Origin of the sequence: Streptomyces roseirectus, from assembly GCF_014489635.1 — a bacterium.
GTDB lineage: Bacteria > Actinomycetota > Actinomycetes > Streptomycetales > Streptomycetaceae > Streptomyces > Streptomyces roseirectus.
Genome location: NZ_CP060828.1, coordinates 7229463 through 7252623 on the forward strand (window position 1 = coordinate 7229463; position 23161 = coordinate 7252623).

The 23161-nt window shown below is 72.2% G+C and carries 23 protein-coding genes; 12 read left to right on the plus strand and 11 right to left on the minus strand.

Features of this window, described 5'->3' with window-relative positions; genetic code table 11:
- Nucleotides 1-2: 2 nt before the first annotated feature.
- Both IAG44_RS31040 and IAG44_RS31045 read right to left on the minus strand, forming a co-directional pair.
- Entirely contained in the window at nucleotides 3-1451 is a 1449-nt protein-coding gene (locus tag IAG44_RS31040) for a peptidoglycan D,D-transpeptidase FtsI family protein (protein WP_187750389.1), read from the minus strand.
- A gap of 89 nt (nucleotides 1452-1540) precedes the next feature.
- Nucleotides 1541-2314: an IclR family transcriptional regulator gene (locus tag IAG44_RS31045; protein ID WP_187750390.1), complete on the minus strand. Its 774-nt coding sequence runs from the start codon at nucleotides 2312-2314 to the stop codon at nucleotides 1541-1543.
- 140 nt (nucleotides 2315-2454) lie between these two features.
- On the opposite strand from IAG44_RS31045, the gene IAG44_RS31050 reads away from it, so the two are divergent.
- From IAG44_RS31050 to IAG44_RS31065, 5 genes are all read left to right on the plus strand, one after another.
- On the plus strand, nucleotides 2455-3984 hold the full coding sequence (locus IAG44_RS31050; protein ID WP_187750391.1) for an aldehyde dehydrogenase (NADP(+)): 1530 nt from the start codon (nucleotides 2455-2457) through the stop codon (nucleotides 3982-3984).
- Between the two features lie 71 nt (nucleotides 3985-4055).
- Nucleotides 4056-4664 carry a DUF1349 domain-containing protein gene (locus tag IAG44_RS43820; protein ID WP_246562185.1) on the plus strand — a complete coding sequence of 203 codons (609 nt, stop codon included), beginning with the start codon at nucleotides 4056-4058 and terminating at the stop codon, nucleotides 4662-4664.
- A complete protein-coding gene (locus IAG44_RS43825) occupies nucleotides 4661-5131 on the plus strand; it encodes a GNAT family N-acetyltransferase (RefSeq protein WP_246562186.1) in 471 nt (156 codons plus the stop codon). The genes IAG44_RS43820 and IAG44_RS43825 overlap by 4 nt, the downstream gene beginning before the upstream one ends.
- 118 nt (nucleotides 5132-5249) lie before the next feature.
- On the plus strand, nucleotides 5250-5972 hold the full coding sequence (locus IAG44_RS31060; protein WP_187750392.1) for a DsbA family oxidoreductase: 723 nt from the start codon (nucleotides 5250-5252) through the stop codon (nucleotides 5970-5972).
- An 85-nt stretch (nucleotides 5973-6057) separates the two neighbouring features.
- Nucleotides 6058-7110, plus strand: a complete 1053-nt coding sequence (locus IAG44_RS31065) for an aminotransferase class V-fold PLP-dependent enzyme (RefSeq protein WP_187752923.1) — start codon at nucleotides 6058-6060, stop codon at nucleotides 7108-7110.
- Between the two features lie 37 nt (nucleotides 7111-7147).
- Here the strand turns inward: IAG44_RS31065 and IAG44_RS31070 are convergent, their stop codons facing one another.
- Complete coding sequence (locus tag IAG44_RS31070; protein WP_187750393.1) at nucleotides 7148-7708, minus strand: MarR family winged helix-turn-helix transcriptional regulator; 561 nt, start codon at nucleotides 7706-7708, stop codon at nucleotides 7148-7150.
- 145 nt (nucleotides 7709-7853) lie between these two features.
- On the opposite strand from IAG44_RS31070, the gene IAG44_RS31075 reads away from it, so the two are divergent.
- Complete coding sequence (locus tag IAG44_RS31075; protein ID WP_187750394.1) at nucleotides 7854-8918, plus strand: alkene reductase; 1065 nt, start codon at nucleotides 7854-7856, stop codon at nucleotides 8916-8918.
- Nucleotides 8919-9133: 215 nt separating this feature from the next.
- On the opposite strand, the gene IAG44_RS31080 is transcribed toward IAG44_RS31075, so the two are convergent.
- The gene (locus IAG44_RS31080) at nucleotides 9134-9700 is read right to left on the minus strand and encodes a DinB family protein (protein ID WP_187750395.1); all 567 of its coding nucleotides are present in this window, start codon (nucleotides 9698-9700) and stop codon (nucleotides 9134-9136) included.
- A 107-nt stretch (nucleotides 9701-9807) separates the two neighbouring features.
- Nucleotides 9808-10986: a pyridoxal-phosphate-dependent aminotransferase family protein gene (locus IAG44_RS31085; protein ID WP_246562189.1), complete on the minus strand. Its 1179-nt coding sequence runs from the start codon at nucleotides 10984-10986 to the stop codon at nucleotides 9808-9810.
- 226 nt (nucleotides 10987-11212) lie between these two features.
- On the opposite strand from IAG44_RS31085, the gene IAG44_RS31090 reads away from it, so the two are divergent.
- The 5 genes from IAG44_RS31090 to IAG44_RS31110 all read left to right on the plus strand — a co-directional run bounded on the left by IAG44_RS31090 (nucleotide 11213) and on the right by IAG44_RS31110 (nucleotide 15834).
- Nucleotides 11213-12109 (plus strand): ABC transporter substrate-binding protein, encoded by an 897-nt coding sequence (locus IAG44_RS31090; RefSeq protein WP_187750397.1) that lies wholly within the window; start codon nucleotides 11213-11215, stop codon nucleotides 12107-12109.
- Nucleotides 12106-12909 (plus strand): amino acid ABC transporter permease, encoded by an 804-nt coding sequence (locus IAG44_RS31095; RefSeq protein ID WP_187750398.1) that lies wholly within the window; start codon nucleotides 12106-12108, stop codon nucleotides 12907-12909. Before IAG44_RS31090 ends, IAG44_RS31095 begins: the two co-directional genes overlap by 4 nt.
- Nucleotides 12906-13688 carry an amino acid ABC transporter ATP-binding protein gene (locus IAG44_RS31100; RefSeq protein WP_187750399.1) on the plus strand — a complete coding sequence of 261 codons (783 nt, stop codon included), beginning with the start codon at nucleotides 12906-12908 and terminating at the stop codon, nucleotides 13686-13688. The genes IAG44_RS31095 and IAG44_RS31100 overlap by 4 nt, the downstream gene beginning before the upstream one ends.
- 10 nt (nucleotides 13689-13698) lie before the next feature.
- Nucleotides 13699-14790, plus strand: coding sequence for an amidohydrolase family protein (locus tag IAG44_RS31105; RefSeq protein ID WP_187750400.1), 1092 nt, complete (start codon nucleotides 13699-13701; stop codon nucleotides 14788-14790).
- Nucleotides 14791-14916: 126 nt separating this feature from the next.
- Entirely contained in the window at nucleotides 14917-15834 is a 918-nt protein-coding gene (locus IAG44_RS31110; RefSeq protein WP_187750401.1) for an SCO1860 family LAETG-anchored protein, read from the plus strand.
- A 128-nt stretch (nucleotides 15835-15962) separates the two neighbouring features.
- Here the strand turns inward: IAG44_RS31110 and cobC are convergent, their stop codons facing one another.
- The 6 genes from cobC to cobM are packed head-to-tail and all read right to left on the minus strand — an operon-like array spanning nucleotide 15963 to nucleotide 22259.
- Entirely contained in the window at nucleotides 15963-17021 is a 1059-nt protein-coding gene (gene cobC, locus IAG44_RS31115) for an Rv2231c family histidinol phosphate aminotransferase CobC (protein WP_187750402.1), read from the minus strand.
- On the minus strand, nucleotides 17011-17937 hold the full coding sequence (locus tag IAG44_RS31120) for a sirohydrochlorin chelatase (RefSeq protein ID WP_187750403.1): 927 nt from the start codon (nucleotides 17935-17937) through the stop codon (nucleotides 17011-17013). Before IAG44_RS31120 ends, cobC begins: the two co-directional genes overlap by 11 nt.
- The gene (locus IAG44_RS31125; protein ID WP_187750404.1) at nucleotides 17934-18524 is read right to left on the minus strand and encodes a precorrin-8X methylmutase; all 591 of its coding nucleotides are present in this window, start codon (nucleotides 18522-18524) and stop codon (nucleotides 17934-17936) included. The genes IAG44_RS31120 and IAG44_RS31125 overlap by 4 nt, the downstream gene beginning before the upstream one ends.
- Complete coding sequence (gene cobJ, locus IAG44_RS31130) at nucleotides 18521-20209, minus strand: precorrin-3B C(17)-methyltransferase (RefSeq protein WP_187750405.1); 1689 nt, start codon at nucleotides 20207-20209, stop codon at nucleotides 18521-18523. Before cobJ ends, IAG44_RS31125 begins: the two co-directional genes overlap by 4 nt.
- Entirely contained in the window at nucleotides 20206-21441 is a 1236-nt protein-coding gene (gene cbiE / locus IAG44_RS31135; protein ID WP_187750406.1) for a precorrin-6y C5,15-methyltransferase (decarboxylating) subunit CbiE, read from the minus strand. Before cbiE ends, cobJ begins: the two co-directional genes overlap by 4 nt.
- Nucleotides 21438-22259: a precorrin-4 C(11)-methyltransferase gene (gene cobM / locus IAG44_RS31140; protein WP_187750407.1), complete on the minus strand. Its 822-nt coding sequence runs from the start codon at nucleotides 22257-22259 to the stop codon at nucleotides 21438-21440. Before cobM ends, cbiE begins: the two co-directional genes overlap by 4 nt.
- Before the next feature lie 148 nt (nucleotides 22260-22407).
- On the opposite strand from cobM, the gene IAG44_RS31145 reads away from it, so the two are divergent.
- Nucleotides 22408-23136, plus strand: a complete 729-nt coding sequence (locus IAG44_RS31145; protein ID WP_187750408.1) for a ZIP family metal transporter — start codon at nucleotides 22408-22410, stop codon at nucleotides 23134-23136.
- Nucleotides 23137-23161: the final 25 nt, after the last annotated feature.

Sequence of the window (23161 nt, forward strand, 5' to 3'; positions counted from 1 at the left end):
GTCTAGCCCTTGACGGCCGCCTCCATCATCGCCTTCGCGACGGGGGCGGCCAGCCCGTTCCCGCTGACCTCCGAGCGCGCCGCGTCCGACTGCTCGACCATCACCGCGACGGCGACCTCCTTGTCCCCGGCCTTCGCGTACGACGTGAACCAGGCGTACGGCGTCTTGCTGTTGTTCTCGCCGTGCTGCGCGGTACCCGTCTTGCCGCCCACGGTCGCCCCGCTGATCCGCGCGTTCGTCCCCGTGCCGTCCTCGACGACCGTCTGCATCGCCGACTGAAGCTGCTCGGCGGTCCGCGCGCTGACGACCTGCGTGGTCGACGTCTTCCCGTCGACGTCCTCCAGGACGTCCCCGCCGCTGTCGGTGACCTGCGCGACCATGTGCGGCGACAGGAGCTTGCCGCCGTTGGCGATCGCCGCCGACACCATGGCCATCTGGAGCGGCGTCGCCGTCACGTCGAACTGGCCGATGCCCGTCAGGCCCGTCTGCGCCCGGTCCATGTCCTTCGGGTACACGCTGGCGTACGCGCGCACCGGCACGTCCTGCGCCTGGTTGTTGAACCCGAACTTCTCCGCCATCGCGCGCACCTTGTCCTGGCCGAGCTGGACGGCCATGTGCGCGAAGACGTTGTTGCAGGAGTACTGGAGCGCGACCCGGATCGAGGCGTTCTCGCAGGGCGCGGACGCGTTCTCGTTGGCCAGCACCTGCCGCGTCCCCGGCAGGGTGTACGGGTTCTCGCTGTCGGTCCGCGCGTCGACGCTGTCGTACAGGCCGTCCTCCAGCGCGGCGGCGGCCACGACCAGCTTGAACGTCGACCCCGGGGGCAGCGGCTGGCGCAGCGCGCGGTTGACGAGCGGCTTGTCGGCGTCCGCGTTGAGGGTCTTCCAGGCGCTGCCGGCGGTGTTCGCGTCGGTCAGCGTCGACGGGTCGTACGACGGTGTCGAGACGACGCCCAGGATCCGCCCGGTCTTCGGGTCGATCGCGACGGCCGCGCCCTTCTTGTCGCCCAGCGCCGCGTACCCGGCCTTCTGGACCGCCGGGTCGATCGTCGTGATCACGTTCCCCGGGTCCGCGCGCGTGTCCGTCACCGTGTCCATGACGGTCTTCAGGCGCGTGTCCGTGCCGTTCAGGACGTCCGCGTAGATGCCCTCCAGCTGCGTCGGCGCGTACGCCTGCGACGCGTATCCCGTGACCGCCGCGTACAGCTCGCCGTCCGTGTACGTGCGCTTGTATCTGAGGTCACCGCCGGTCCGCGCGGACCCCGTCACCGACTTTCCGGCCACGATGATGTTCCCGAGCGGCGCCGAGTACGTCTCGATCGCGTTCCGCCGGTTCAGCTGATCGTCCGCGAGCGCCTTGCCCTCGTAGAACTGCACCCATGTGGCCCTCACCAGCAGGGCGAACACGAGCAGCAGCGCGAAGACGGCGGTACGCCTGATGGTCCTGTTCATACGAACAAACAGACGAACGGGACCCCGCCGAGAGTTCCCGTCCGTCCCGTTTTCTCATCGAACGCTCATGTACGTCAGAGCCTGCGGGGTCAGAGCCTGCGGGTCGCCAGCGTCAGGCGGTCGCGGGCGTCGAACAGGGCGTCCTTGACGAGCTGTTCGTGCGCGGGCGTGAGGCGGGCGACGGGGACGGAGCAGCTGATCGCGTCGCGCGCGGGCGTGCGGTAGGGGATCGCGACGCCGAAGCAGCGCAGGCCCAGCGTGTTCTCCTCGCGGTCGACGGCGAAGCCCTGCTCGCGGATGACGTGCAGTTCCTCGATCAGCTTCTCGCGGTCCGTGATGGTGTGCTCGGTCAGCGCCGGAAGCGTCTCGGGGAGCATCTTGCGGACCTGTTCGTCCGCGTACGTCGACAGCAGGGCCTTGCCGAGGGACGTCGAGTGGGCGGGGAGGCGACGGCCCACGCGCGTGAAGGGGCGCAGGTAGTGCTGGGACTGCCGGGTCGCCAGGTAGACGACGTTCGTGCCGTCCAGGCGCGCGAGGTGGATGGTCTCCGTGGTGTCGTCCGACAGCCGGTCCAGCGTCGGGCGGGCCGCCGCCACGACCTCGTCGCCGTCGATGTACGACGTGCCGACGAGCAGCGCGCGCACGCCGATGCCGTACCGGGTGCCCGTCGCGTCCGTCTCCACCCAGCCCAGCTCGACCAGGGTGCGCAGCAGCATGTAGAGGCTGGACTTGGGGTACCCGACCGCTTCCTGGACCGCCGCGAGGGAGTGCATCCCGGGCCGGCCCGCGAAGTACTCCAGCAGTTCGACCGTCCGCACCGCGGACTTGACCTGGGCCCCGCCCCCCGCCTCGCCTGCCGACATCGACTGTGACCCCTTCGTTCGACAAGAAGCTGAAGTTATAGTCTGCAACAGCATATTCACCATCAGAGACAGTGTTCAGTATATCGAACAGCCCTGGTGGTGACAGGACACCGCGGCACGACTTGTTGGAGGGACCCCCGGTGGCAGCAGCACCAGTCTGGAGTGTCGACCCCCGAACCGGGAAGCAGCGGGAGCAGGTGGCCGACGAGGCGACGCCCCAGGAGGTCGACGCCGCCGTCCGCGCCGCCCACGACGCGCGCGCCTCCCTCGCCGACCGCGCCGTCCGCGCGGCCTTCCTGCGCAGCGCCGCCGACCAGCTCGAAGTGGCCAAGGACGCCCTCGTCGAGACCGCCGACGCGGAGACCGCGCTCGGCCCGGTCCGCCTCGGCGGCGAACTCGCCCGCACCTGCTACCAGCTCCGCGCGTTCGCGGCCATCGTCGACGAGGGCGCCTTCCTCGACGTCGTCATCAACCACCCCGACGACACGGCCACCCCGCCGATCCCCGACCTGCGCCGCTACAAGGTGCCCCTCGGCGTCGTCGCCGTCTACTCGGCGTCCAACTTCCCCTTCGCGTTCTCCGTCGCCGGCGGCGACACCGCGAGCGCGCTCGCCGCGGGCAACCCCGTCGTCGTCAAGGCCCACCCCGACCACCCGGCCCTGTCCGAGCTGGTCGCCAAGGTGATCCGCCGCGCCGCCGCCGCGCACGGCATCCCGGACGGCGTCCTCGGCCTCGTCCACGGCTTCGAGGCCGGCGTCGAGCTGATCAAGCACCCGCTGGTCGCCGCCGCGGGCTTCACCGGCTCCATCCGGGGCGGACGCGCGCTCTTCGACGCCGCCGCCGCGCGCCCCACCCCGATCCCCTTCCACGGCGAGCTGGGCTCCCTCAACCCCGTCGTCGTCACCGAGGCCGCCGCGACCGAGCGCGCCGAGGCCATCGGCACGGGCCTCGCCGGGTCCATGACGCTCGGCGTCGGCCAGTTCTGCGTCAAGCCGGGCCTCGTCCTCGTGCCGTCCGGCGCGGCGGGCGACGGGCTGGTCAAGTCCCTCACGGACGCCGTCAGCGACACCGACGCGGGCGTCCTGCTCGACCACCGCATGCGCGACAACTTCATCGCCGGGGTCGCCGAACGCGCCCGCCTCGCCGACGTCGAGTCGCCGGTCACGCCCGGCGCGGGCGGCGAGCACACCGTCAGCCCCGGCTTCCTCACGGTGCCGGCCGCGCGCCTCGCCGCCGAGGGCGAGCACGACCTGCTCCTCGAGGAGTGCTTCGGCCCGGTGACCGTCGTGGTCCGCTACGAGGACGACGCCGAGGTCACCTCCGTCCTCTCCCGCCTCCCCGGCAACCTCACCGCCACCGTGCAGCTCTCCGAGGCCGAGGCGGCCGGTGAGGGCCGCGGCGCCGACCTCCTCGCCGAGGTGACGCCGCTCGCCGGACGCGTGCTCGTCAACGGCTGGCCCACGGGCGTCGCGGTGGCCGCCGCTCAGCACCACGGCGGGCCGTACCCGGCCACCACGTCCACCTCGACGTCCGTCGGCGGTACGGCCATCGAGCGCTGGATGCGGCCGGTCGTCTACCAGACCACGCCGGCCGCGCTGCTGCCGGTGGAGCTGCGCGACGAGAACGAACTGGGGCTGCCCCGGCGGTTCAACGGGGTCCTGGAGCGCTGAGACGGCAGGGGGCGCGGCAGGCACCGCCGCGCCCCTTCAGGTCCGTCGTTCTTCCCTGCGATGATGCGCGCATGGATCTTTCTGTACCCCAACTGCCCTTCCCCCTGCGGACCTACGGGCCCGACGGCCACTGGGCCTACGACGACGGTGTGCTCAGCGGATGGGCCGGGGCCCGGCAGGATCGCTTCGTCTCACCCACCGAGGAATCCCTCGAACCCGCCTCCGACGCCCCCCGGTTGCTGGGCGCCCCGGACGGCGACTTCCAGCTCATCGCCCGCGTGACCGTCGGCTTCAAGTCCGCCTTCGACGCAGGGGTGTTGTACGTCCACGTCGGCGACCGCGCCTGGGCCAAACTCTGCCTGGAACTCTCCCCGACCGTCCCCACCGTCTGCACGGTCGTCACCCGGGGCCACTCCGACGACGCCAACTCCTTCACCGTGGACGGCAGTTCCGTCTGGCTCCGGATCAGCCGCACCGGCCGCGCCTTCGCCTTCCACGCCTCCCGCGACGGCGAACACTGGACCTTCGTCCGCCTCTTCACCCTCGGCGACACGGACGAGACCGGCGCCGCGCTGGTCGGCTTCATGGCCCAGTCCCCGATGGGCGAACAGTGCGTCGTCACCTACGACCACATCGAGTACCGCCCTTACTGGCCCAAGGACTTGAGGGACGGCAGTTGATCCGCGAGGCGCACCTCTCCGACGCCGAGACGATCACGACCCTCCACCGCCGCGCCCGCGCCACCTACTACCCCGACGGCCTCCCGGACGACGGCACGGACTGGCTCGCGGCGTGGCGGACGGCCATCGGGAACCCGGACGGGCGGGTGCTGTGCGCCCTGGCCGGCGAGCGCATCGTCGGCATCGCCTCCTTCCGCCCACCGGGCGTCGCACAGACGCTCGTGAAACTCTTCCAGTTCCACATCGACCCCGACCACTGGCGCACCGGCCTCGGCACCGTCCTCCACGCCGCATGCGTACAGCACTGGCGAGCCGACGGGCGTGAGACCGCCGTCCTCGACGTCCACGTCGACAACCGGCGTGCCCAGGCGTTCTACGCGCGCCAGGGGTGGACCCCCGACCCGGAGAACCCGCCGGAGCCGGGGGACCACCACCTGTTCCTGCGCTACGCGGTACCCAGCGCGTGAGCCTCCTTGGCCTCGTGCACCCGGCAGACCCCCGGGAATGAAACCGGCTGGTTGAAGGTTCAGGTAAGCGACGGAGGGTGGCTTCGTCGTGGTGCGAGAGTGGAAAGAGCCGAGGAACATGCGCGTCGAGATCTGGAGCGACATCGCCTGCCCGTGGTGCTACGTGGGCAAGGCCCGCTTCGAGAAGGCGCTGGCGGCCTTCCCGCACAAGGGGGAGGTGGAGGTGGTGCACCGGTCGTTCGAGCTGGATCCGGGGCGGAGCAAGAGTGACATCGGGCCCGTTGTGCCGATGATCGCGAAGAAGTACGGGATCAGTGAGGCGCAGGCGCAGGCCGCCGAGGACAACGTGGGGGCGCAGGCGGAGGCCGAGGGCCTGGAGTACCGCACGCGGGGCCGGGACCACGGCAGCACGTTCGACATGCACCGGGTCCTGCACTTCGCGAAGGAGCACGGCAAGCAGGGCGAGCTGTTCCAGATCTTCTACCGCGCGAACTTCGCGGAGGAGCGCTCCGTGTATACGGAGGGTGACGAGCGCCTGGTCGAGCTGACGGTCGAGGCCGGACTCGACGCCGACGCCGTCCGCAAGGTGCTGGCCGACCCGGACGCGTACGCGGACGCCGTCCGTGAGGACGAGCGAGAGGCGGCCGAGCTGGGCGCGACCGGCGTCCCGTTCTTCGTCCTGGACCGGAAGTACGGCGTCTCGGGCGCCCAGCCCGCAGAGGTCTTCGCGCAGGCCCTGACCCAGGCGTGGGGCGAACGCCCGCCGCTGAAGCTGATCGCGCAGGACGACGACGCGGCGGCCTGCGGCCCGGACGGCTGCGCGGTCCCGCCGCGCGGCTGACGACCCGCTCGCGTTAGCGTCTGTTGCCGGTACGCCTTAGCGACCGGCGATGGACGCCACCGTCGGCGCCCCGCAGAGTGGAGGCATGGAGACGACCTTCGCAGCCCTCGTCCGCGCCGAGTTCACGCCCCGCACCACGTACCTCAACACGGCCGGCACCGGCCTGATACCCGCCCGAGGCGTCACCGCGATCCACGACGCGGTGACCCTGCGCGCCGAGGGACGCCCGCTGGACAGCCTGTGGGCGGACGTCGAGACCTGCCGGGCCGCCTACGCACGGCTGACCGGCGTGAGCGCGGACCGCGTCGCGGCGGGCGCGTCGGTCGCCGCGCACACCGGCCTGATCGCCGCGTCGCTGCCGCCCGGCGCCGAAGTCCTCACCGCCGAGGCCGACTTCGCGTCCGTGCTGAACCCGTTCCACGTCCGCGACGACCTCAAGATCCGCACGGTCCCCCTGGAAAGGATCGCCGAGTCCGTCCGCCCCGGCACCGCACTGGTCGCGGTCAGCGCGGCCCAGTCCGCGGACGGCCGCATCGCGGACCTGGACGCCCTGAGGGAGGCGGCCCGCACCCACGGCGCACGGACATACGTCGACTTCTCCCAGGCGGCGGGCTGGCTGCCGTTCAACGCGGACGACTACGACTACACCGCGTCCGTCACCTTCAAGTGGCTGATGGGACCGCACGGTTCGGCCTTCCTGACCGTCCCCGAGGACTTCGGCGACCTCGTTCCGCTGCTCGCCGGCTGGGTCGCGGGGGAGGAACCCTGGGCCAGCTGTTACGGCCCCGTCGCCGAACTCGCCCGCTCCGCCCGCCGGTTCGACACGACCCCGGCGCTGTTCAGCTTCGCGGGCCTGCGCGCCTCGCTCGAACTCGTCGAGGAACTGGGGGTGTCGGCGATCCACGCGCACGACCTCGCCCTGGCGGACCGCTTCCGCGAGGGCGTCACCGCGCTGGGCCACCGGGTGCTGCCCGCACCGGGGTCGGCGATCGTCTCCGTCCCCGAACTGGGGCATCGCCAGCCGGAGTTGGCGGAGGCGGGGATCCAGGTCTCCGACCGGGAGGGGAACTTGAGGGCGGCGTTCCACCTTTACAACACGCAGGACGACGTGGATCGCCTGCTGGGGGCGCTGAGTTGACGGACGTCGGTGGGCGCTGACGGATCCTGATGGCCCGTCAGCAGCTCTCCGGGCGGTCGCCCGTGCAGAGGTTGTCCTCGACGCGCCGCAGCAGCGAGAGGAACACCGCCCGCTCCTCCTCGCCGAACCCGGCCAAGGAGCGTTCCTCCAGCTCCGTCCACGCCCGCTCGACCTCGTCCAGGAGGTGCGAGCTGGTGTCGGTGGCCTCGACGAGGACCGCGCGGCCGTCCGCCGGGTCGGGCAGGCGCCGCACGTGACCGGCCTGCTCCAGGCGCTGGAGCATCTTGGTGACCGTCGAGGGGTCGAGGTCGAGGAGCTTCACGAGGTCGGACTGGCGGGCGGCGCCGCAGCCCCAGAGGTGCATCATCACCAGCTCCTGGCCCGGATGCAGGCCGAGGCCGCGCAGCAGCCGGGCGCTGACGTGCCGGTGCTGGCGGGCGGTGCGGATCAGGGCGTGGTTGACGGGGCCGCACTTGCGTGACCGGCCGGTACCCGGGTGTGCCCGGCTCGTGGCCGGGTGTGTCCGGCCCGCGTCCAGGGGGCCCCGGCTCGTGTCCGAGGGTGCCTGGCCGGCGTCCCCGTGCTCACCGTCCTCCATCGGCCACTCCCCGTCTCGTCGTGCGGTGCCCGGAAGTCTACCGGCGGGGTGTCCGGCGATGCTTGGCCGGCCAATTAAATGGCGGGTAGGGTGACGCTCGCCGACTTATTTGGTCGGCCATATAACTCGTTTTGTGGAGGCTTCCATGACCACCGCGTTCGACCCCGTCGACCTCTCCGGCACCCCCCTCGCCAACCGGATCGTCATGGCCCCGATGACCCGTAGCCGGGCCGGCGAAGGAGGGCTGGCCACCGAACTCACCGCCGAGTACTACGCCCAGCGGGCCACGGCCGGGCTGATCGTCACCGAGGGTATTCAGCCGTCCGTGGTAGGCCAGGGGTACCCCAGTACTCCGGGGCTGCACTCCGCCGAGCAGGTCGCCGCGTGGCGCGTGGTCACCGACGCCGTCCACGAGGCCGGCGGCCGGATCTTCGCCCAGCTCATGCACGCGGGGCGCATCGGGCACCCCTCGCTGCTGCCCGAGGGCCACCACAACGTCGGCGCCTCGCCGGTCGCCGCCGAGGGGCAGGTCTACACGGCCGAGGGTCCCAAGGACTTCGTCACGCCCCGCGAGCTGACCGACGCCGAGATCCAGGAGACCATCGCCGACTTCGCGAGCGCCGCCCGCAACGCCGTCGACGCGGGCTTCGACGGCGTCGAACTCCACGGCGCCAACGGCTACTTGATCCACCAGTTCCTCGCGCCCGGCTCCAACCTGCGCACCGACGACTGGGGCGGCTCGCCCGAGAAGCGCATCCGCTTCGCCGTCGAGGTGACCCGCGCGGTCGTGGCCGAGATCGGCGCCGCCCGCACCGGCATCCGCCTCTCGCCGGGCAACTCCCTCAACAGCATCTCCGAGCCCGACCCCGAGCCCGCGTACACGGCCCTGATCGCCGAACTCGACCGGCTGGACATCGCGTACGTCCATGTCCTGGAGACCGGTGACTTCCGCGAGCTGACCCCGGTGCTCCGCAAGGGCTTCCGCAACGCGTTCATCCTCAACCCCGCGACCGACGGCCCCACCGGCCCCGACGCCCTCGCCCTCGTCGAGAACGGCACCGCCGACCTCATCGCCTACGGCCAGCTCTTCCTCGCCAACCCCGACCTCCCCGCCCGCCTCAAGGCCGACGGCCCCTTCAACCAGCCCGACCCCTCGAAGTACTACGGGGGCGGCGTGGAGGGGTACACGGATTACCCGGCGCTGGGCTGAAGCAGTCGGTCGGGCGGGGAGCGGGGTGGGGGTGGGCTCGGAGCGGGCCCGCTGACGGAATCCGGGCGGGGTCGGGGCGGGTTCGCTGACGGACCCGGGCGGGCCGGTGTCCGAGGGTGAACCGGCGCTCACCCGGGCCGGCGTCCGGGGGTGAACCGACGCTCACCCGGGCCGGTGTCCGAGGGGTGAAGCCGGTCCATCCGGGCCGCCTCCGCTCAGAACCCCTTCGTCCCGTCGATCGCCTCCCGCAGGATGTCCGCGTGGCCGTTGTGCCGGGCGTACTCCTCGATGAGGTGGACGAGGATCCAGCGGAGGTTGATGGGGGTCCCGGCGAGCGGACCGTCCGGAACGTGTCCGAGGTCGTCCAGGGACCGCCCGGCGGTCAGCTCACGCCCTCGCGCGATCTCGCGCCGCCAGTCGGCCAGCGCCTCGTCGAGCCCCCGGTCGGGGGAGAGGGGGAACCCGGTCTCCTCCCCGTACACGTGCGGCACGTCGAGTCCCGCGAACGCCCGCTGGAACCAGTTCCGTTCGACCTCGGCGAGGTGTTGCACGAGCCCGAGCAGCGTCAACTCCGACGGCTCGGCTGCGGCTTGCCGCACCTGCTTGTCGTCCAGCCCGGAGCACTTCGTCGCCAGCGTGCCCCGGTGGAAGTCCAACCACCCCTCCAGCATCCCCCGTTCGTCGCCGGTCCACGGAGGAAGGGGCCGGCCGTCCGGGAGGGTGAAGGGCGCTTCGGGGGTGCCGGGGGAGGGGGCGCCGGGGGAGGGGGAGTCGGTCGTCATGCGCCGAGCATGGCGTAACCGGGGAGGACTCGCACGGGGGTTCGCCCGCCGCGAAGTGGCTCGGGGGTATTACGGGGCTACCCGTACTACCCGCGAGCCACCGCCCCTTACCCCCAAGCCGCCTCCGCAGCCTCCCGCACCGACTCCCCGGACCCCACCGGGACCCCCCGCTCGGCCAGCACATCCCGCAGCACGGACAGGCACCCCAGCACGACGGCGAGCGTCGCGTGCGCCCCGTAGTGGTTCACCCGGATCATCTCGGCGGCCAGGGCACCGCCGCCTGCGGCGAGGGGCAGCGAGGGGTCGATTTCGAGGGCGCGGGCGACCAGCTCGGAGGCGGGCACCCCGGCCGGCGCACGGAGCGTCGTGGCGACGGGCGCGGCCTCGGCGGCGTCGTGGACGTACGGCGCCAGGCCCCTGCCCGCCTCAAGCCCTCCACCCAGCTCCGGACTTCCACCCGCCTCAAGCCCCCTGCCCAGCTCCGAACCCCCACCCAGCGCCAGCGCGCCCGCGCGGGTCGCGGCGGCGGCGCGGGCATGGCGGGACATGACCGCGTCGAGCCCGTCCGTCTCGATCCGGGAGAGGCACGCCTCAAGGGCGAGCATCTCCAGCTGCGCGGGCGCGTGCAGGAGGACCTTGCGGCCCGCGTCGACCCACCGCTCCTTCCAGTCGAGCAGGGAGAGGTACGACCGGCGCGGCGCACCCGGGTTCGCCGCCATCCGCGCCCACGCCCGCTCGCTCACCGACACCGCCGACACTCCGGCCGGCCCGCCCATCGCCTTCTGCGCCCCGATGACGCACAGATCGACACCCCACGCCTCAGGTACTACGGGTTCCGCCCCGACGGAGGCCACCGCGTCGAGGTAGAACAGCGCCCCGTACTCCCGTACGACCTCCCCGATCTCCCCTACGGGATTCGTGTTCCCGGTCGCCGCCTCCGCGTGGACGAGCGACACGAAGTCGATCGACGGGTGCTCGGCGAACGCGGCCCGCACCTGCGCCGCCGTCACCGCCGTGTGGAACGGCACCGACAGGTCGATCACCGTCGCCCCGCAGTCCCGCAGCCAGTTCCCGAACGTCTGCCCGTAGGGGCCGGTGATGATGTTGAGGGCCGTCGTCCCGGGCCCGGCGGTCGCCCGGATCGCCCCCTCCAGCGGCAGCAGCGCCTCGCCCTGCATGATCACGACGTCCTGGGAGGTGCCCAGCAGCTTCGCCACCCGGTCCTCGATCGAGGCGAAGTGCGCGGCGCTCAGCGGGGCGAGGTCGAGGAAGGGATGGGAGGTCACGGCGCTGCTCTCTTCGCTGCTCACGGACGGACGACGCAGACGAGGGTAACCGGCCGCCGCCCCCGGCCCGAGCCCGCGCCCGTTCATCCGTACGGCCCCCACCGCCCCCGGCCCGATTTGAGAGACGGCCCGGCCTCCCTGATCGTCGACACAGGACGACGAACACCAGGCACCGCCGAACACCAGGCATCAGGGAAAAACCAGGGCAACCCCTACGGAGGTCCATGTGCACCCGCTCCCCGGCCGCCGTACCCCCCGCCCGGCCCGCCCCCTCACCGCAGCCCCCCCCACCGCAGCCCTCCTCCCCGCCCTCCTCCTCGCGACCCTCACCGCCTGCACATCGAGCGACGACGGCGCCGGCGCCTCCGCGACGGCCGCGGGCGGCGTGAAACTCGCCAAGGCCGGACAACTCACCACCTGCACCCACCTGCCCTACCCCCCGTTCCAGTCGGAGATCGACGGCAGGGTCCAGGGCTTCGACGTCTCCCTGATCGACCTCGTCGCCAAGGAACTCGGCGTCCGGCAGACGATCCTCGACACCCCCTTCGAGAACTTCAAGACCGGCGCCTTCCTCAACTCGGGCCAGTGCGACGTGGCCGCCGCCGGCATGACCATCACCGCCGAACGCAGGAAGAACGTCGACTTCTCCGACCCCTACTTCGACGCCACCCAGGCCGTCCTTGTCGACAGGAACAGCGGCCTCACCTCGCTCGCCGACGTGAAGGCGAAGGGTGCGCGGCTCGGCGCGCAGGCCCAGACGACCGGCGAGGACTACGCCAAGAAGCAGGGCTTCGACCCGGTCTCCTTCGAGTCCTCCGACGCCGTCCTCAGCGGCCTGCGCACCGGCCAGGTCAAGGCCGTCATCATCGACTACCCCGTCGTACAAGGGTGGTTGAAGACCAAGACGAACGCCGACGCCTTCCGGGTCGTCGACAACCTCAACACCGGCGAGCAGTACGGCTTCACGGTCCGGAAAGGCAACACGAAACTCCTCGCCGCCATCAACAAGGCGCTGACACAGGCTCGTTCGGACGGCACGTACAAGACGCTGTACGAGAAGTGGATCGGCCCGTACGACGCGACGGCGACATCATCACCGGCGGCGTCCCCGTCCGCGTCATGACCGAACTCGATGCTACGAAACGCAAATTGACGAGACGTCAGAAACAGCGGACCTCCCGCGCCGTCCAGTACGCCGTGTTCGCCGCCGCCGTCCTCGCCTTCGCGTTCGGCGCCGACTGGGGCCGTCTGCGCAACCAGTTCGCGCAGGGCGACATCGCCCGCCAGATGTTCCCGGACGTCATCACCCTCGCCCTCAGGAACACGGTCCTCTACACGCTCTCGGGGTTCGCCCTCGGACTCGTCCTCGGCCTGGTCATCGCGCTGATGCGACTGTCGTCCGTCGGCCCCTACCGCTGGGTCGCCGGCGTCTACATCGAGATCTTCCGGGGCCTGCCCGCCCTGCTCATCTTCGTCTTCATCGGCGTCGCCGTCCCCCTCGCCTTCCCCGGCACCGAGATCGTCGGCGGCACCTACGGCAAGGCCGCCCTCGCCCTCGGCCTGGTCGGCGCCGCCTACATGGCGGAGACGTTCCGCGCCGGCATCCAGGCCGTCCCCGAAGGGCAGACGGAGGCGGCCCGTTCGCTCGGTTTCAGCCCCGCCCGCGCGATGCTGTCCGTCGTCATCCCGCAGGCCGTCCGCATCATCCTGCCGCCCCTCACCAACGAGTTGATCATCCTCTTCAAGGACTCCTCCCTGGTCCTCCTCCTCGGCGTCACCCTGGAGGAACGCGAACTGTCCAAGTACGGACGGGACCTGGCGAGCACGACGGCCAACTCGACGCCGATCCTCGTCGCGGGCCTGTGCTACCTGCTGGTGACCGTCCCGCTCGGCTTCGTGGTCCGGCGGATGGAGGCCAAGTGAGCCCGCCCGAGATCCAACTCACCGGACTGCACAAGGCGTTCGGCGACAACGAGGTGCTGCGCGGCATCGACCTGGAGGTCGCGCGCGGCGAGGTCGTCTGCGTCATCGGCCCCTCCGGCTCCGGCAAGTCGACCCTGCTGCGCTGCGTCAACCTGCTCGAACAGCCGACGCGCGGAATAGTCGTCGTCCGCGGCGTCGAACTCACCGACCCCGACGTCGACATCGACGCCGCGCGGCGTCGGATCGGCATGGTCTTCCAGCAGTTCAACCTCTTCCCGCACCTCACCGTCACCGAGAACCTCACCCTGCCCCAACGCCGGGTCCTCAGAAGGGACAAGAGGGCCGCCGAACGCGTCGCCCACGAGAACCTGATCCGCGTCGGCCTCCAGGACAAGGCCCACGCCCGCCCCGCCTCCCTCTCCGGCGGCCAGCAGCAACGCGTCGCCATCGCACGGGCGTTGGCCATGGACCCCGAGGTCATGCTCTTCGACGAACCCACCTCCGCCCTCGACCCCGAACTCGTCGGCGACGTCCTCGCGGTGATGCGCATGCTCGCCGACGACGGCATGACGATGATGGTCGTCACCCACGAGATGACGTTCGCGAGCGAGGTCGCGGACCGGGTGGTGTTCATGGACGGCGGAGTGGTCGTGGAGGAGGGCACCCCGGCCCAGGTCATCGGCGCCCCCGGCCACGCACGCACCCGCCACTTCCTGTCCCGCCTGCTGGACCCGGCACGGGCGGACGTCGAAGAGGACACCGGAAACCCCGCTGGCTAGGGTGCCTCCCATGAACGATCAAGCGGTGCTGCACGTGAAGGGCCGGATCCTCGTCGGACCGGAGGACATCCGCGACGACCTCTGGATCATCGACGGCCGCGTCTCCCACGACCGCCCCACCGCCGTCCGCGACATCCGCACCGTCGAGGGATGGGCCCTCCCCGGCCTCGTCGACGCCCACTGCCACGTCGGCCTCGGCCCGCACGGCCCCGTCGAACGGGACGTCGCCGAACAGCAGGCCCTCACCGACCGCGAGGCCGGCACCCTCCTGATCCGCGACGCCGGCTCCCCCTCGGACACCCGCTGGACCGACGCCCGCGACGACCTCCCGACGATCATCCGAGCCGGCCGCCACATCGCCCGCACCCGCCGCTACATCCGGGGCTACGCCCACGAGATCGAACCGGAAGACCTCACCGCGTACGTCGCCCAGGAGGCCCGACGAGGCGACGGCTGGGTCAAGTTGGTCGGCGACTGGATCGACCGCGAGGTCGGCGACCTCACCCCCACCTGGCCGGCGGAAGCACTCCGAGCCGCCATCGCCGAGGCCCACCGACTCGGCGCCCGGGTCACCGCGCACTGCTTCTCCGAGGACTCCCTGCGCGACCTCGTGGAGGCCGGCATCGACTGCGTCGAACACGCCACCGGCCTCACCGCCGACACCATCCCCCTCTTCGCCGAACGCGGCGTCGCCATCGTCCCCACCCTGGTCAACATCGCCACGTTCCCCACTCTCGCCGCCAACGGCGAGGCCAAGTTCCCCAGTTGGGCCGCCCACATGCGCCGCCTGCACGAACGCCGCTACGACACCGTCCGCGACGCGTACGACGCCGGCGTCCCCGTCTACGTCGGCACCGACGCCGGCGGCACCCTCCCGCACGGCCTCGTCGCCGCCGAGGTCGCCGAACTCGTCACCGCCGGCATCCCGCCTCTCGAAGCGCTCGCGGCGACGACCTGGAAGGCCCGCGCGTGGCTCGGCCGCCCCGGACTCACCGAGGGCGCCCCCGCCGACCTCGTCGTCTACCCGCAGGACCCGCGTGCGGACGTCCGCGTCCTGGCCGCCCCGTCACACGTCGTGCTGAACGGCCGTGTCACGAGGTGACGTTGTGTCGAACGTGTGAGTGACGTACCCACGATCGTGTGAACTCGGTTCGGATCGCTGTCCGTTCGCTCGTACTGCGTAATTCTTTCGGGGTCCCGAGCAATCACTACTGGGGGTCCCACCACAGTGACAGGCACCAACTTCCGTATGCCCGCACGCCGTTTCGCCGCGCTGGCGACGGCCACGGCGTTGACCGCGGGTCCCGTGGTCCTCGCCGGCGCGAGCACCGCACACGCGACCGAACAGGGCCGCGCGAGCGCCGTCGTCCTGCGGACCGGGCTCGACGTCTCCCTCCTCAACAAGACGGTCCAGGTCCCCCTGACCGTCTCGCTGAACGAGGTCCAGGCGCCGGCGTCCGCGCAGAAGACGGCGCTCACCGCGACGCTGGACGGCGTCGACAAGGGGAAGCCGTTCCAGGTCCTGCGCGCGGACGTCGCCGAGGCGAGGGCGGACGTCTCCGACGGCAAGGCCGAGGCGTCAAGTCGGCTCGCCCACGCGCGACTTCACGTCCCCGGGCTGCCCCTGCTGTCCCTCATCGAGGTCGGCGCGGTCTCCTCCAAGGCGGTCTGCGAGACCGGCAAGGCGCCGGTCGCCGACGCGAATCTGCTCGGGGCGGTGACCGTCCTCGGAAAGAAGGTCACGGTGTCCGCCGGAGGGACCACCGCGGTGACCGTCCCCGGGGTCGGCGAGGTCCGGCTCGACCTCTCCAAGCGGGAGACCACGTCCCGGACGGCCGCGGCCACCGCGCTCGAACTCTCCGTCAGCGTCAACCCGTTGAGCCTCAACGTGGCCGAGGTGACGGGGAACGTGACGCTGGTGAAGTCGACGTGCGAGACCCCGACGGCCCCGGCACCGGCTCCGCCGAAGGAGGAGGGGACGGAACAGACCTCCGTCAAGCCGCAGGAGGCAGGGGCTCCCGTCGAGGCGAACCTCGCGGAGACCGGGGGGAGTTCGAGCACGCCGTACATCGCGGGTGGTGCCGCCGCGCTGTTGGCCGTGGGTGGGGGAGCGGTGTTTCTTGCTCGGCGGGGGCGTAGGAATTAGCGCCTAAGGGGGAGGGGTGCGGGGAAGTATGGCGTGTGCGGCTGCCGTTGTGGCTGGTCGCGCCCACGCGGCGGTAGCCGCACATCGACACAGCCCCGCGCCCCTTAAAAAACACAGCTCCCCGGCGATTATCCAGGCAGCGCCTTCTCCAAGGCTGCCAAGAAACCGTCCACCGTCTCCCTGCCCCGCACCGCCAGCCTCAACCACTCCCCACCCAGCCCCGGAAACGTGTCCCCCCTCCGCACCGCGAACCCCCCCTCCCGCAGCCGCCGCCGCACCACATCCGCCCCCGGCAGCCGGACAAGCACAAAAGGCCCCTCGGCCGGACCCGCGACCTGTACCCCCAACTCCCGCAGCCCGGCAACGAGATGAGCCCGATCCACGGCGGCCCGGCATGCTGCCTCCTCCGCCTCCCGAAGCGCCCGCGCAGACACACACGCCTCCGCAGCCGCCAACGCGGGCGTAGACACTGGCCACAACGGCTGAGCCCGCTCCAACTCCCGTACGACATCGGGCGAAGCCAACACGTACCCGATCCGCAGCCCCGCGAGCCCCCACGTCTTCGTGAGACTCCGCAGCACCACCAGCCCCGGCACGTCGACACGCCCCGCCAACGCCTCCCGCTCACCGGGCACGGCGTCCATGAACGCCTCGTCGACCACCAACACCCGCCCGGGACGGGCGAGTTCGGTGATGACGGACGCCGGATGCAGCACCGACGTCGGATTCGTCGGATTCCCGATGACCACCAGATCGGCGTCCTCGGGAACCAGGGAGGGATCCAGCCGGAACCCGTCCTCGCCCCGCAGCAGCACCCGCCCCACGGAGTGCCCGGCATCCCGCAGAGCCGCCTCCGGCTCAGTGAACTGCGGGTGGACGACGACAGGTTGACGGACCTTCAGGGCGCGCGCCAGCAGCACGAACGCCTCGGCCGCCCCCGCCGTCAACAGGACCCGCTCCACCGGCAGCCCATGCCGCCCGGCGACGGCCGCGCGCGCGGCGCGGCCGTCGGGGTAGGCGGCGAGCCCGGCGAGGGAGTCGGCGATGACCCCCCGCAACCACGAAGGCGGCGTGCCCGTACGGACGTTGACCGCGAGGTCGACGAGATCCGCACCGTCGTCACGGACCTCGGCGTCACCGTGATGCCGCAGATCGTGGCCCTCGCCGGGCACCCCCTCAGTGCGCATGGGAGTGCGAGTGCCCGTGGTGATGGTGATGATGATGCCCGTCGTCATCGGGATGGAAGTGCGGCTGCTGCGGCGCCCCCACCTTGTCCTCGAACCCGGGCAGCGCGATCCGGTACACGCACGAGTCGCAGTTCATCCGCAGGTCACCCTTGACGGCCTCCTCGTACCGCTCCATCACCAGATCCAGCAACTCCGGCTCGGGACCGATGACATCGGCCGAGAACACCTCCACCTCGGGATGCGCGGCGGCCCACCCCTCGGTCTGCTGCCGCACCCGGTCCGGAAGGATCCCGGTGAACAGGAAGTAGGGAAGGACGACGATCCGCCGCGCCCCCAGCTTCACGCACCGGTCGAGCCCGCTCGGCACGTCCGGCGCCGCGAGCGACACGAACGCCGTCTCGACCCCGGCGTACCCGCGCCCCTCCCACAGCAGCCGGGCCGCCTTGTGCACCTCGGCGTTGGCGTCCGGATCGGTCGACCCACGCCCGACCAGCAGCACCGTCACATCGGCCCGGTCCTCGGGGACACGCACGGACGACTCGCCCAGCGCCTCCTCCAACCGCCGCTCCAGCACCGACAGCAGCGCCGGATGCGGCCCCAACGGGCGCCCGTAGCTGTACGAGATACCGGGGTGCCGTTCCTTCTCCCGCGCCAGCGCGGCCGGGATGTCGCCCTTGGCGTGCCCGGCGGACACCAGCATCAGCGGCACGGCGGCGAACCGCCGCACCCCCTGTTCGACGAGTTCGGTCACGGCGTCACCGAGCGGCGGCGGGGACAGCTCGATGAAGCCGCCCGCGACGGGCAGTTCGGGGTTGCGGCGGCCCAACTCCCGTACGAAGTCGCGGAACGCCTCGGCACCGGCGTCGTCCCGGGTGCCATGGCCGGCGATGAGCAGGGCGGGCGGCGGGGTGGTCACTGATTCTCCTCGGAAGCGGAACTCGGGTGATACAACAGGGCGTTGAGCGCGGCGGCGGCGACCGCCGACCCGCCCTTCTCGGACACGTTGGACACGGCGGGCAGCCCGCTCTCGCGCAACGCGGCCTTCGACTCGGCCGCGCCGACGAAACCGACGGGCAGCCCGATGACGAGCGCGGGGGAGGCGTCCAGCGTCAGCAGCTCCTCCAGAGCGGTCGGCGCGCAGCCGATCACCCAGATCGCCCCCGGCCCGACCTGCTCGTACGCCAGCCGGACCGCGTGGGCCGAACGGGTCAGCCCAGGACCCGACTCGGCGTCCTTCAGCCGGCAGACGGTCTCCCGCCGGGTGATGCCGGCCGCGACCATCTCGACGTCGACGACGACGGGCGCCCCGGCGTGCAGCGCGGTGTGCGCCGCCGCCAACTCGCCCTCGTCCATGACGAGATCGGCCGCGTACTCCAGATCGGCGGCGGAGTGGATGACCCGCTCCACCACCGCCCGCGTCAGCGGCGGGAAGTGCGAGGTGTCCAGCCGGGCACGCAGCCGGCGGAAGGACTCCTGCTCGATGGGGTGGACCACACGGTTCACTTCGCCTCCTCCTGCCAGCGGTAGCCGCGCGGCGTCACCATGCGCCCCGCGATGATCCTGGTGGCCGTGTTGCCCACGGTCACGACGGTCATCATGTCGACCGTCGCCGGGTCGAGTTCACCCAGGGTGGTCACCCGGCTCGACTCGTCCACGCGCGACGCGTTGCGCACCACACCCACGGGGGTCGTCGGAGAACGGTGCTCGGACAGCAGCGTCAGCGCCTTCGGCAACTGCCAGTCCCGGCCCCGCGAACGGGGGTTGTAGAACGTGACGACCAAGTCCGCCTCGGCGGCGGCCCGTACGCGCCGCTCGATGACCTCCCACGGCGTGTGCAGGTCGGAGAGGCTGATCGACACGTGGTCGTGCCCGAGCGGCGCCCCCAGGATCGCCCCGGCCGCCAGCGCGGCCGTCACCCCGGGCACCCCGACGACGTCGATGTCGTCCGACGCCTCGGCCAGCGCGGGCGACGCCATCGCGTACACCCCGGCGTCCCCGCTCCCGATCAGCGCGACGGCCAGCCCCTTGCGCGCCTCGGCGACAGCCGTCCGCGCCCGCTCCTCCTCCGCGCCGAGCCCGGACTCCAGCACCAGTGTCCCCGGCCGCAGCAGGTCCCGGATCTGGTCGACGTACTGATCGAGCCCGACGACGACGGCCGCCCGTCGCAGCTCCTCGCGCGCCCGGGGCGTCAGCAGATCCCGCGCCCCGGGCCCGAGCCCGACGACGGCGAGCCGCCCGCGCGAGGGACGCCGCACCACGGCACAGGTCGCCATCGCGGGCGAACCGCCCGACTTCCGCTTGGGCACGAGGAGTTCACCCCCGCCGACCAGCGCGGCGGCCTCCGCGACCGACGGCGTGCCCACGGCGGCGAGCGGCGCGTCCGACGGGTTCGGCACCTCGACGCCCGCCAACTCCCCGGCGGAGTACGTGACGACGGGCACCCCGAGCCGCGCGGCGGCCTCCAGGATCCCCGGCTCCTCCGACTTGGCGTCCACCGTGGCGAGCCCCGCCACACTGCGCGCCGAGAGCCCCGCCTCAGCGAGCGCCCCCTCGATCACGTCCAGCACCTCACCGACGGGCGCCCCCTTGGACGCGCCCACCCCCACGACGAGGGACGGCGGACGCAACAGCACCTCACCGGACGCCGGTTCGACCGCGCGGTCCGTCAACCGCACCCGGTACGCGCCCTGTTCGGCGGCCGTGAACGGCAGAGCGGGCAACGGCCAGCCGACCTCCGCCTCCAGCACCACCGGCTCCCCGTCGAGCAGCGCCCGCGTCACCCCGGCCACGTCCCCCTCGACCGGCAGCCCCAGTGTGTCGAGCCCGGCCACCCCGACGGCGTCCGTCGCCGTCGTCACCACAGCCTGCGCACCCAGCAACTCCGCGACCTCGACGGCGAGTTCGTTGGCCCCACCGCCGTGCCCCCCGACGAGCGACACGGCGAACCGGCCGCCCTCGTCGACACACACGACCCCAGGATCCGCCCCCTTGTCCGACAGCAGCGGCGCGAGGATCCGCACCGTCGCCCCGGTCGCCAGGAAACACACCACCTGCGCGCACTCCCCGAACGCGGCCCGCAGGGTGTCTGCCACGGGCCCGTCGTACACCCGCGTACGGTCCGGCCAGGCCGCGGCCAGCCGGTCCCGCGCCGCAGCCCCCGCCGAGGTGGCGGAAATGAGGCCGATCACTGAGCAACTCCTTCGTCAGAAAAGGACGTTCGCACGCCCCACAGCAGAAAAACGGGATTGGTGGCCGCGAGCCGCGTCACATCCCCCGGCAGCGGCGCGAGCCGCGACGACTGCAACAGCACCCCGTCACAGCCGAACCCGGCCCCGGTGAGCGCCGCCCGCACGGCCGGCACCCGGTCCAGCGCCGCCAGGGCGACGACGACACTCCGCCGCGCCCGCCGCGCGCACTCGGCGACGATGGCGGGCAGCTCCGCGCCCCCACCGCCCACGAACACGGCGTCAGGATCGTCGAGTTGACCGAGCGCTCCCGGTGCCTCGCCGTGCACCACATGGACGTCGACCCCGTGTGCGGCGGCGTTCGCCCGCACCCGCGCCACCCCGTCCGCCGCCTTCTCGACGGCCGACACGGCGGCCCCGAACCGCGCGCACTCCACGGCCACGGACCCCGACCCGGACCCCACGTCCCACACCGACTCACCGGCCCGGGGCCCGAGTCGGGCCAGCGCGAGGGCCCGCACCTCGAACTTGGTGATCATCGAGTCCCGGTGCGCGAAGTCCCCCTCGTCGAGCGCCCAGCGCGCGGGAGACCCCAGCCCCCCGGCAACCGTCCGCATCCCGCCGGGAGTTCGCCGCGCGTCGAGACACAGCACGACACTCACCGCCGTCCCCCAGTCCCGCGCCGCCGCCTCCTCGGGCGTCACCCGCTCGACCCGCTCGAGCACCGGATCCCCCAGCGCCACCCCGACGACCAACTCCCGCTCGTACCCGAGCAGTCCGGCCCCCAGCTCGGCGGGCCCGCCCCCGGGCCCCGTCAACACGGCCACCTTGGGAAACGCCCGGCACACGTTCACCGCGACCCGAGGCGCCCGCCCGTGCGCGCTCACCACGACCGCGTCGTCCCACGCAACGCCCAGCCGTGCGAAGGCCGTTGCCACCGACGACACCCCGGGCCGCACATCCAGCGCACCGGGCCCGAACCGCTCGGCCAGCGCCCGCACGACTCCGAAGAACCCCGGATCACCGGAGGCGAGCACCACGACGCGCCGCCCCGCACGGACGTACTCCTCGACCGTGTCGAACGCGGGCGCGAGCGCCCCGAGCACGACAGCCGCCGCCCCCTCGGGCAGCTCGACCGCCGCCAGGTGCCGCCGCCCCCCGACGACCAACTCCGCGCCGTCCAGCACCTCCTGGGGAACCGGTGCCCCGGTCCCCGTACCGACGACGGTGATCACGTACTCGCACCCCGTTCACGCCGCAGCGCCTTGCGGGCCTCGGGGTCGGCCTTGCGGAACCCGTGGAAGTGACCCGGGTGGTAGAGGTGCGAGCGGGTGCCGCTGGCGCCGAGCGCGGGGCCCACCAGGAACAGCGTGTGCTTCCACAGCTTGTGCTCCTTGACGGTCTCCTCCAGCGTCTCGATCGTGCACCGCACCACCAACTCCTCGGGCCAGGTGGCCTGGTAGGCGACCACGACCGGCGTCGACGTCGGATAGCCGCCCTCCAGCAGCTCCCGCACGAGCTGCCCGCTGCGCGCCGCCGACAGGAACACCGCCATCGTCGTGCCGTGCCGCGCGAACTCCCGCACCTCCTCGCCGGGCGGCATCGGCGTCTTCCCGCCGCCCAGCCGGGTCAGCACCACGGACTGCGCGACCTCCGGGATCGTCAGCTCACGGCCCGCGATCGCCGCGACCGCCGAGAACGACGACACACCGGGCACGATCTCCGTCTCGATGCCGAGCTGCGCGCACCGGTCCAGCTGCTCCTGCGTCCCGCCCCACAGCGCCGGGTCACCCGAGTGGATCCGGGCCACCTTCAGACCGTCCCGCAGCGCCCGCTCGTACACCGCGACGACGTCCTCCAGCGACATCGTCGCCGAGTCCAGGATCTCGGCGCCCTCGCGCGCGTGGTCCAGGACGTCGGCCTGGACCAGGCTCGCCGCCCAGATCACCACGTCCGCCTCGGCGATGCGCCGCGCGGCGCGCAGCGTCAGCAGATCGGCGGCGCCGGGGCCGGCACCGACGAACGTCACCTTGCCGGTGGGGGCATCGGCCATGGGGGGAGTCCTTTCAGAACGGTTGCAGAGCGGGGACAGAGCGGGGATGCCGAGCGGGGGTTCAGGGCGCTGCCGGCACACCGGCGCACGCCCGAACCCCTGGCCTGCGGACATGCGCGAACAAGGGGTGATCGGATACGAAGTCCTCATGGCGGTCTTCGTCGCGCTCGGCGCGTTCCTGATGACGCTGGCCGGCGGCTGGACGGCACAGCGCGTGACCGACCGGCGCCACCTGGTGCTGGGCCTGGCGGGCGGCCTGATGCTGGGCGTCGTCGGCCTCGACCTGCTGCCCGAAGCGCTCGACGCCGCGGGCACGGAGGTGCACGGCGTCCCCGCCGCCCTCCTGCTCTTCGTCGCCGGCTTCCTGCTGGCCCATCTGGTGGAACGCCTCCTGGCCGCCCGCCAGGCCGCGCACGGCGCCGAGGAGCATGACGGCCGCACCCCCGAGGTCGGCCTCACAGCCGCCGCCGCGATGGTCGGTCACAGCGTCATGGACGGCGTCGCCATCGGCGCCGCGTTCCAGGTCGACGGCGGCATGGGGGCGGCCGTCGCGCTCGCCGTCATCGCCCACGACTTCGCCGACGGCTTCAACACGTACACGATCACCAGCGTCTACGGGAACGCCCGCCGCAAAGCCCTCGCGATGCTCTTCGCGGACGCCGCGGCCCCCGTGCTCGGCGCGCTCTCCACGACCTTCGTCACCATCCCCGAGCACTACCTCGGCGGCTATCTCGGCTTCTTCGGCGGCGCCCTCCTCTACCTCGCCGCCGCCGAGATCCTGCCCGAGGCCCACCACGACCACCCCGCCCGCTCGACCGTCCTGTGCACGATCGCGGGCGCGGCGTTCATCTGGCTGGTGGTGGGCCTGGCGGGCTGAAACCGCCCCAAAAGCACCACAGGCG

Bases quoted from the DNA above. Each gene is read 5' to 3' on its own strand.
- cobM (WP_187750407.1), bottom strand. From the start codon at position 22,259: ATGGCCGATGCCCCCACCGGCAAGGTGACGTTCGTCGGTGCCGGCCCC.
- IAG44_RS31105 (WP_187750400.1), top strand. From the start codon at position 13,699: ATGAACGATCAAGCGGTGCTGCACGTGAAGGGCCGGATCCTCGTCGGA.
- IAG44_RS43820 (WP_246562185.1), top strand. From the start codon at position 4,056: ATGGATCTTTCTGTACCCCAACTGCCCTTCCCCCTGCGGACCTACGGG.
- IAG44_RS31060 (WP_187750392.1), top strand. From the start codon at position 5,250: ATGCGCGTCGAGATCTGGAGCGACATCGCCTGCCCGTGGTGCTACGTG.
- IAG44_RS31080 (WP_187750395.1), bottom strand. From the start codon at position 9,700: ATGACGACCGACTCCCCCTCCCCCGGCGCCCCCTCCCCCGGCACCCCC.
- IAG44_RS31045 (WP_187750390.1), bottom strand. From the start codon at position 2,314: ATGTCGGCAGGCGAGGCGGGGGGCGGGGCCCAGGTCAAGTCCGCGGTG.
- IAG44_RS31095 (WP_187750398.1), top strand. From the start codon at position 12,106: ATGACCGAACTCGATGCTACGAAACGCAAATTGACGAGACGTCAGAAA.
- IAG44_RS31075 (WP_187750394.1), top strand. From the start codon at position 7,854: ATGACCACCGCGTTCGACCCCGTCGACCTCTCCGGCACCCCCCTCGCC.
- IAG44_RS31070 (WP_187750393.1), bottom strand. From the start codon at position 7,708: ATGGAGGACGGTGAGCACGGGGACGCCGGCCAGGCACCCTCGGACACG.
- IAG44_RS31040 (WP_187750389.1), bottom strand. From the start codon at position 1,451: ATGAACAGGACCATCAGGCGTACCGCCGTCTTCGCGCTGCTGCTCGTG.
- cobC (WP_187750402.1), bottom strand. From the start codon at position 17,021: ATGCGCACTGAGGGGGTGCCCGGCGAGGGCCACGATCTGCGGCATCAC.
- IAG44_RS31145 (WP_187750408.1), top strand. From the start codon at position 22,408: ATGGCGGTCTTCGTCGCGCTCGGCGCGTTCCTGATGACGCTGGCCGGC.
- IAG44_RS31065 (WP_187752923.1), top strand. From the start codon at position 6,058: ATGGAGACGACCTTCGCAGCCCTCGTCCGCGCCGAGTTCACGCCCCGC.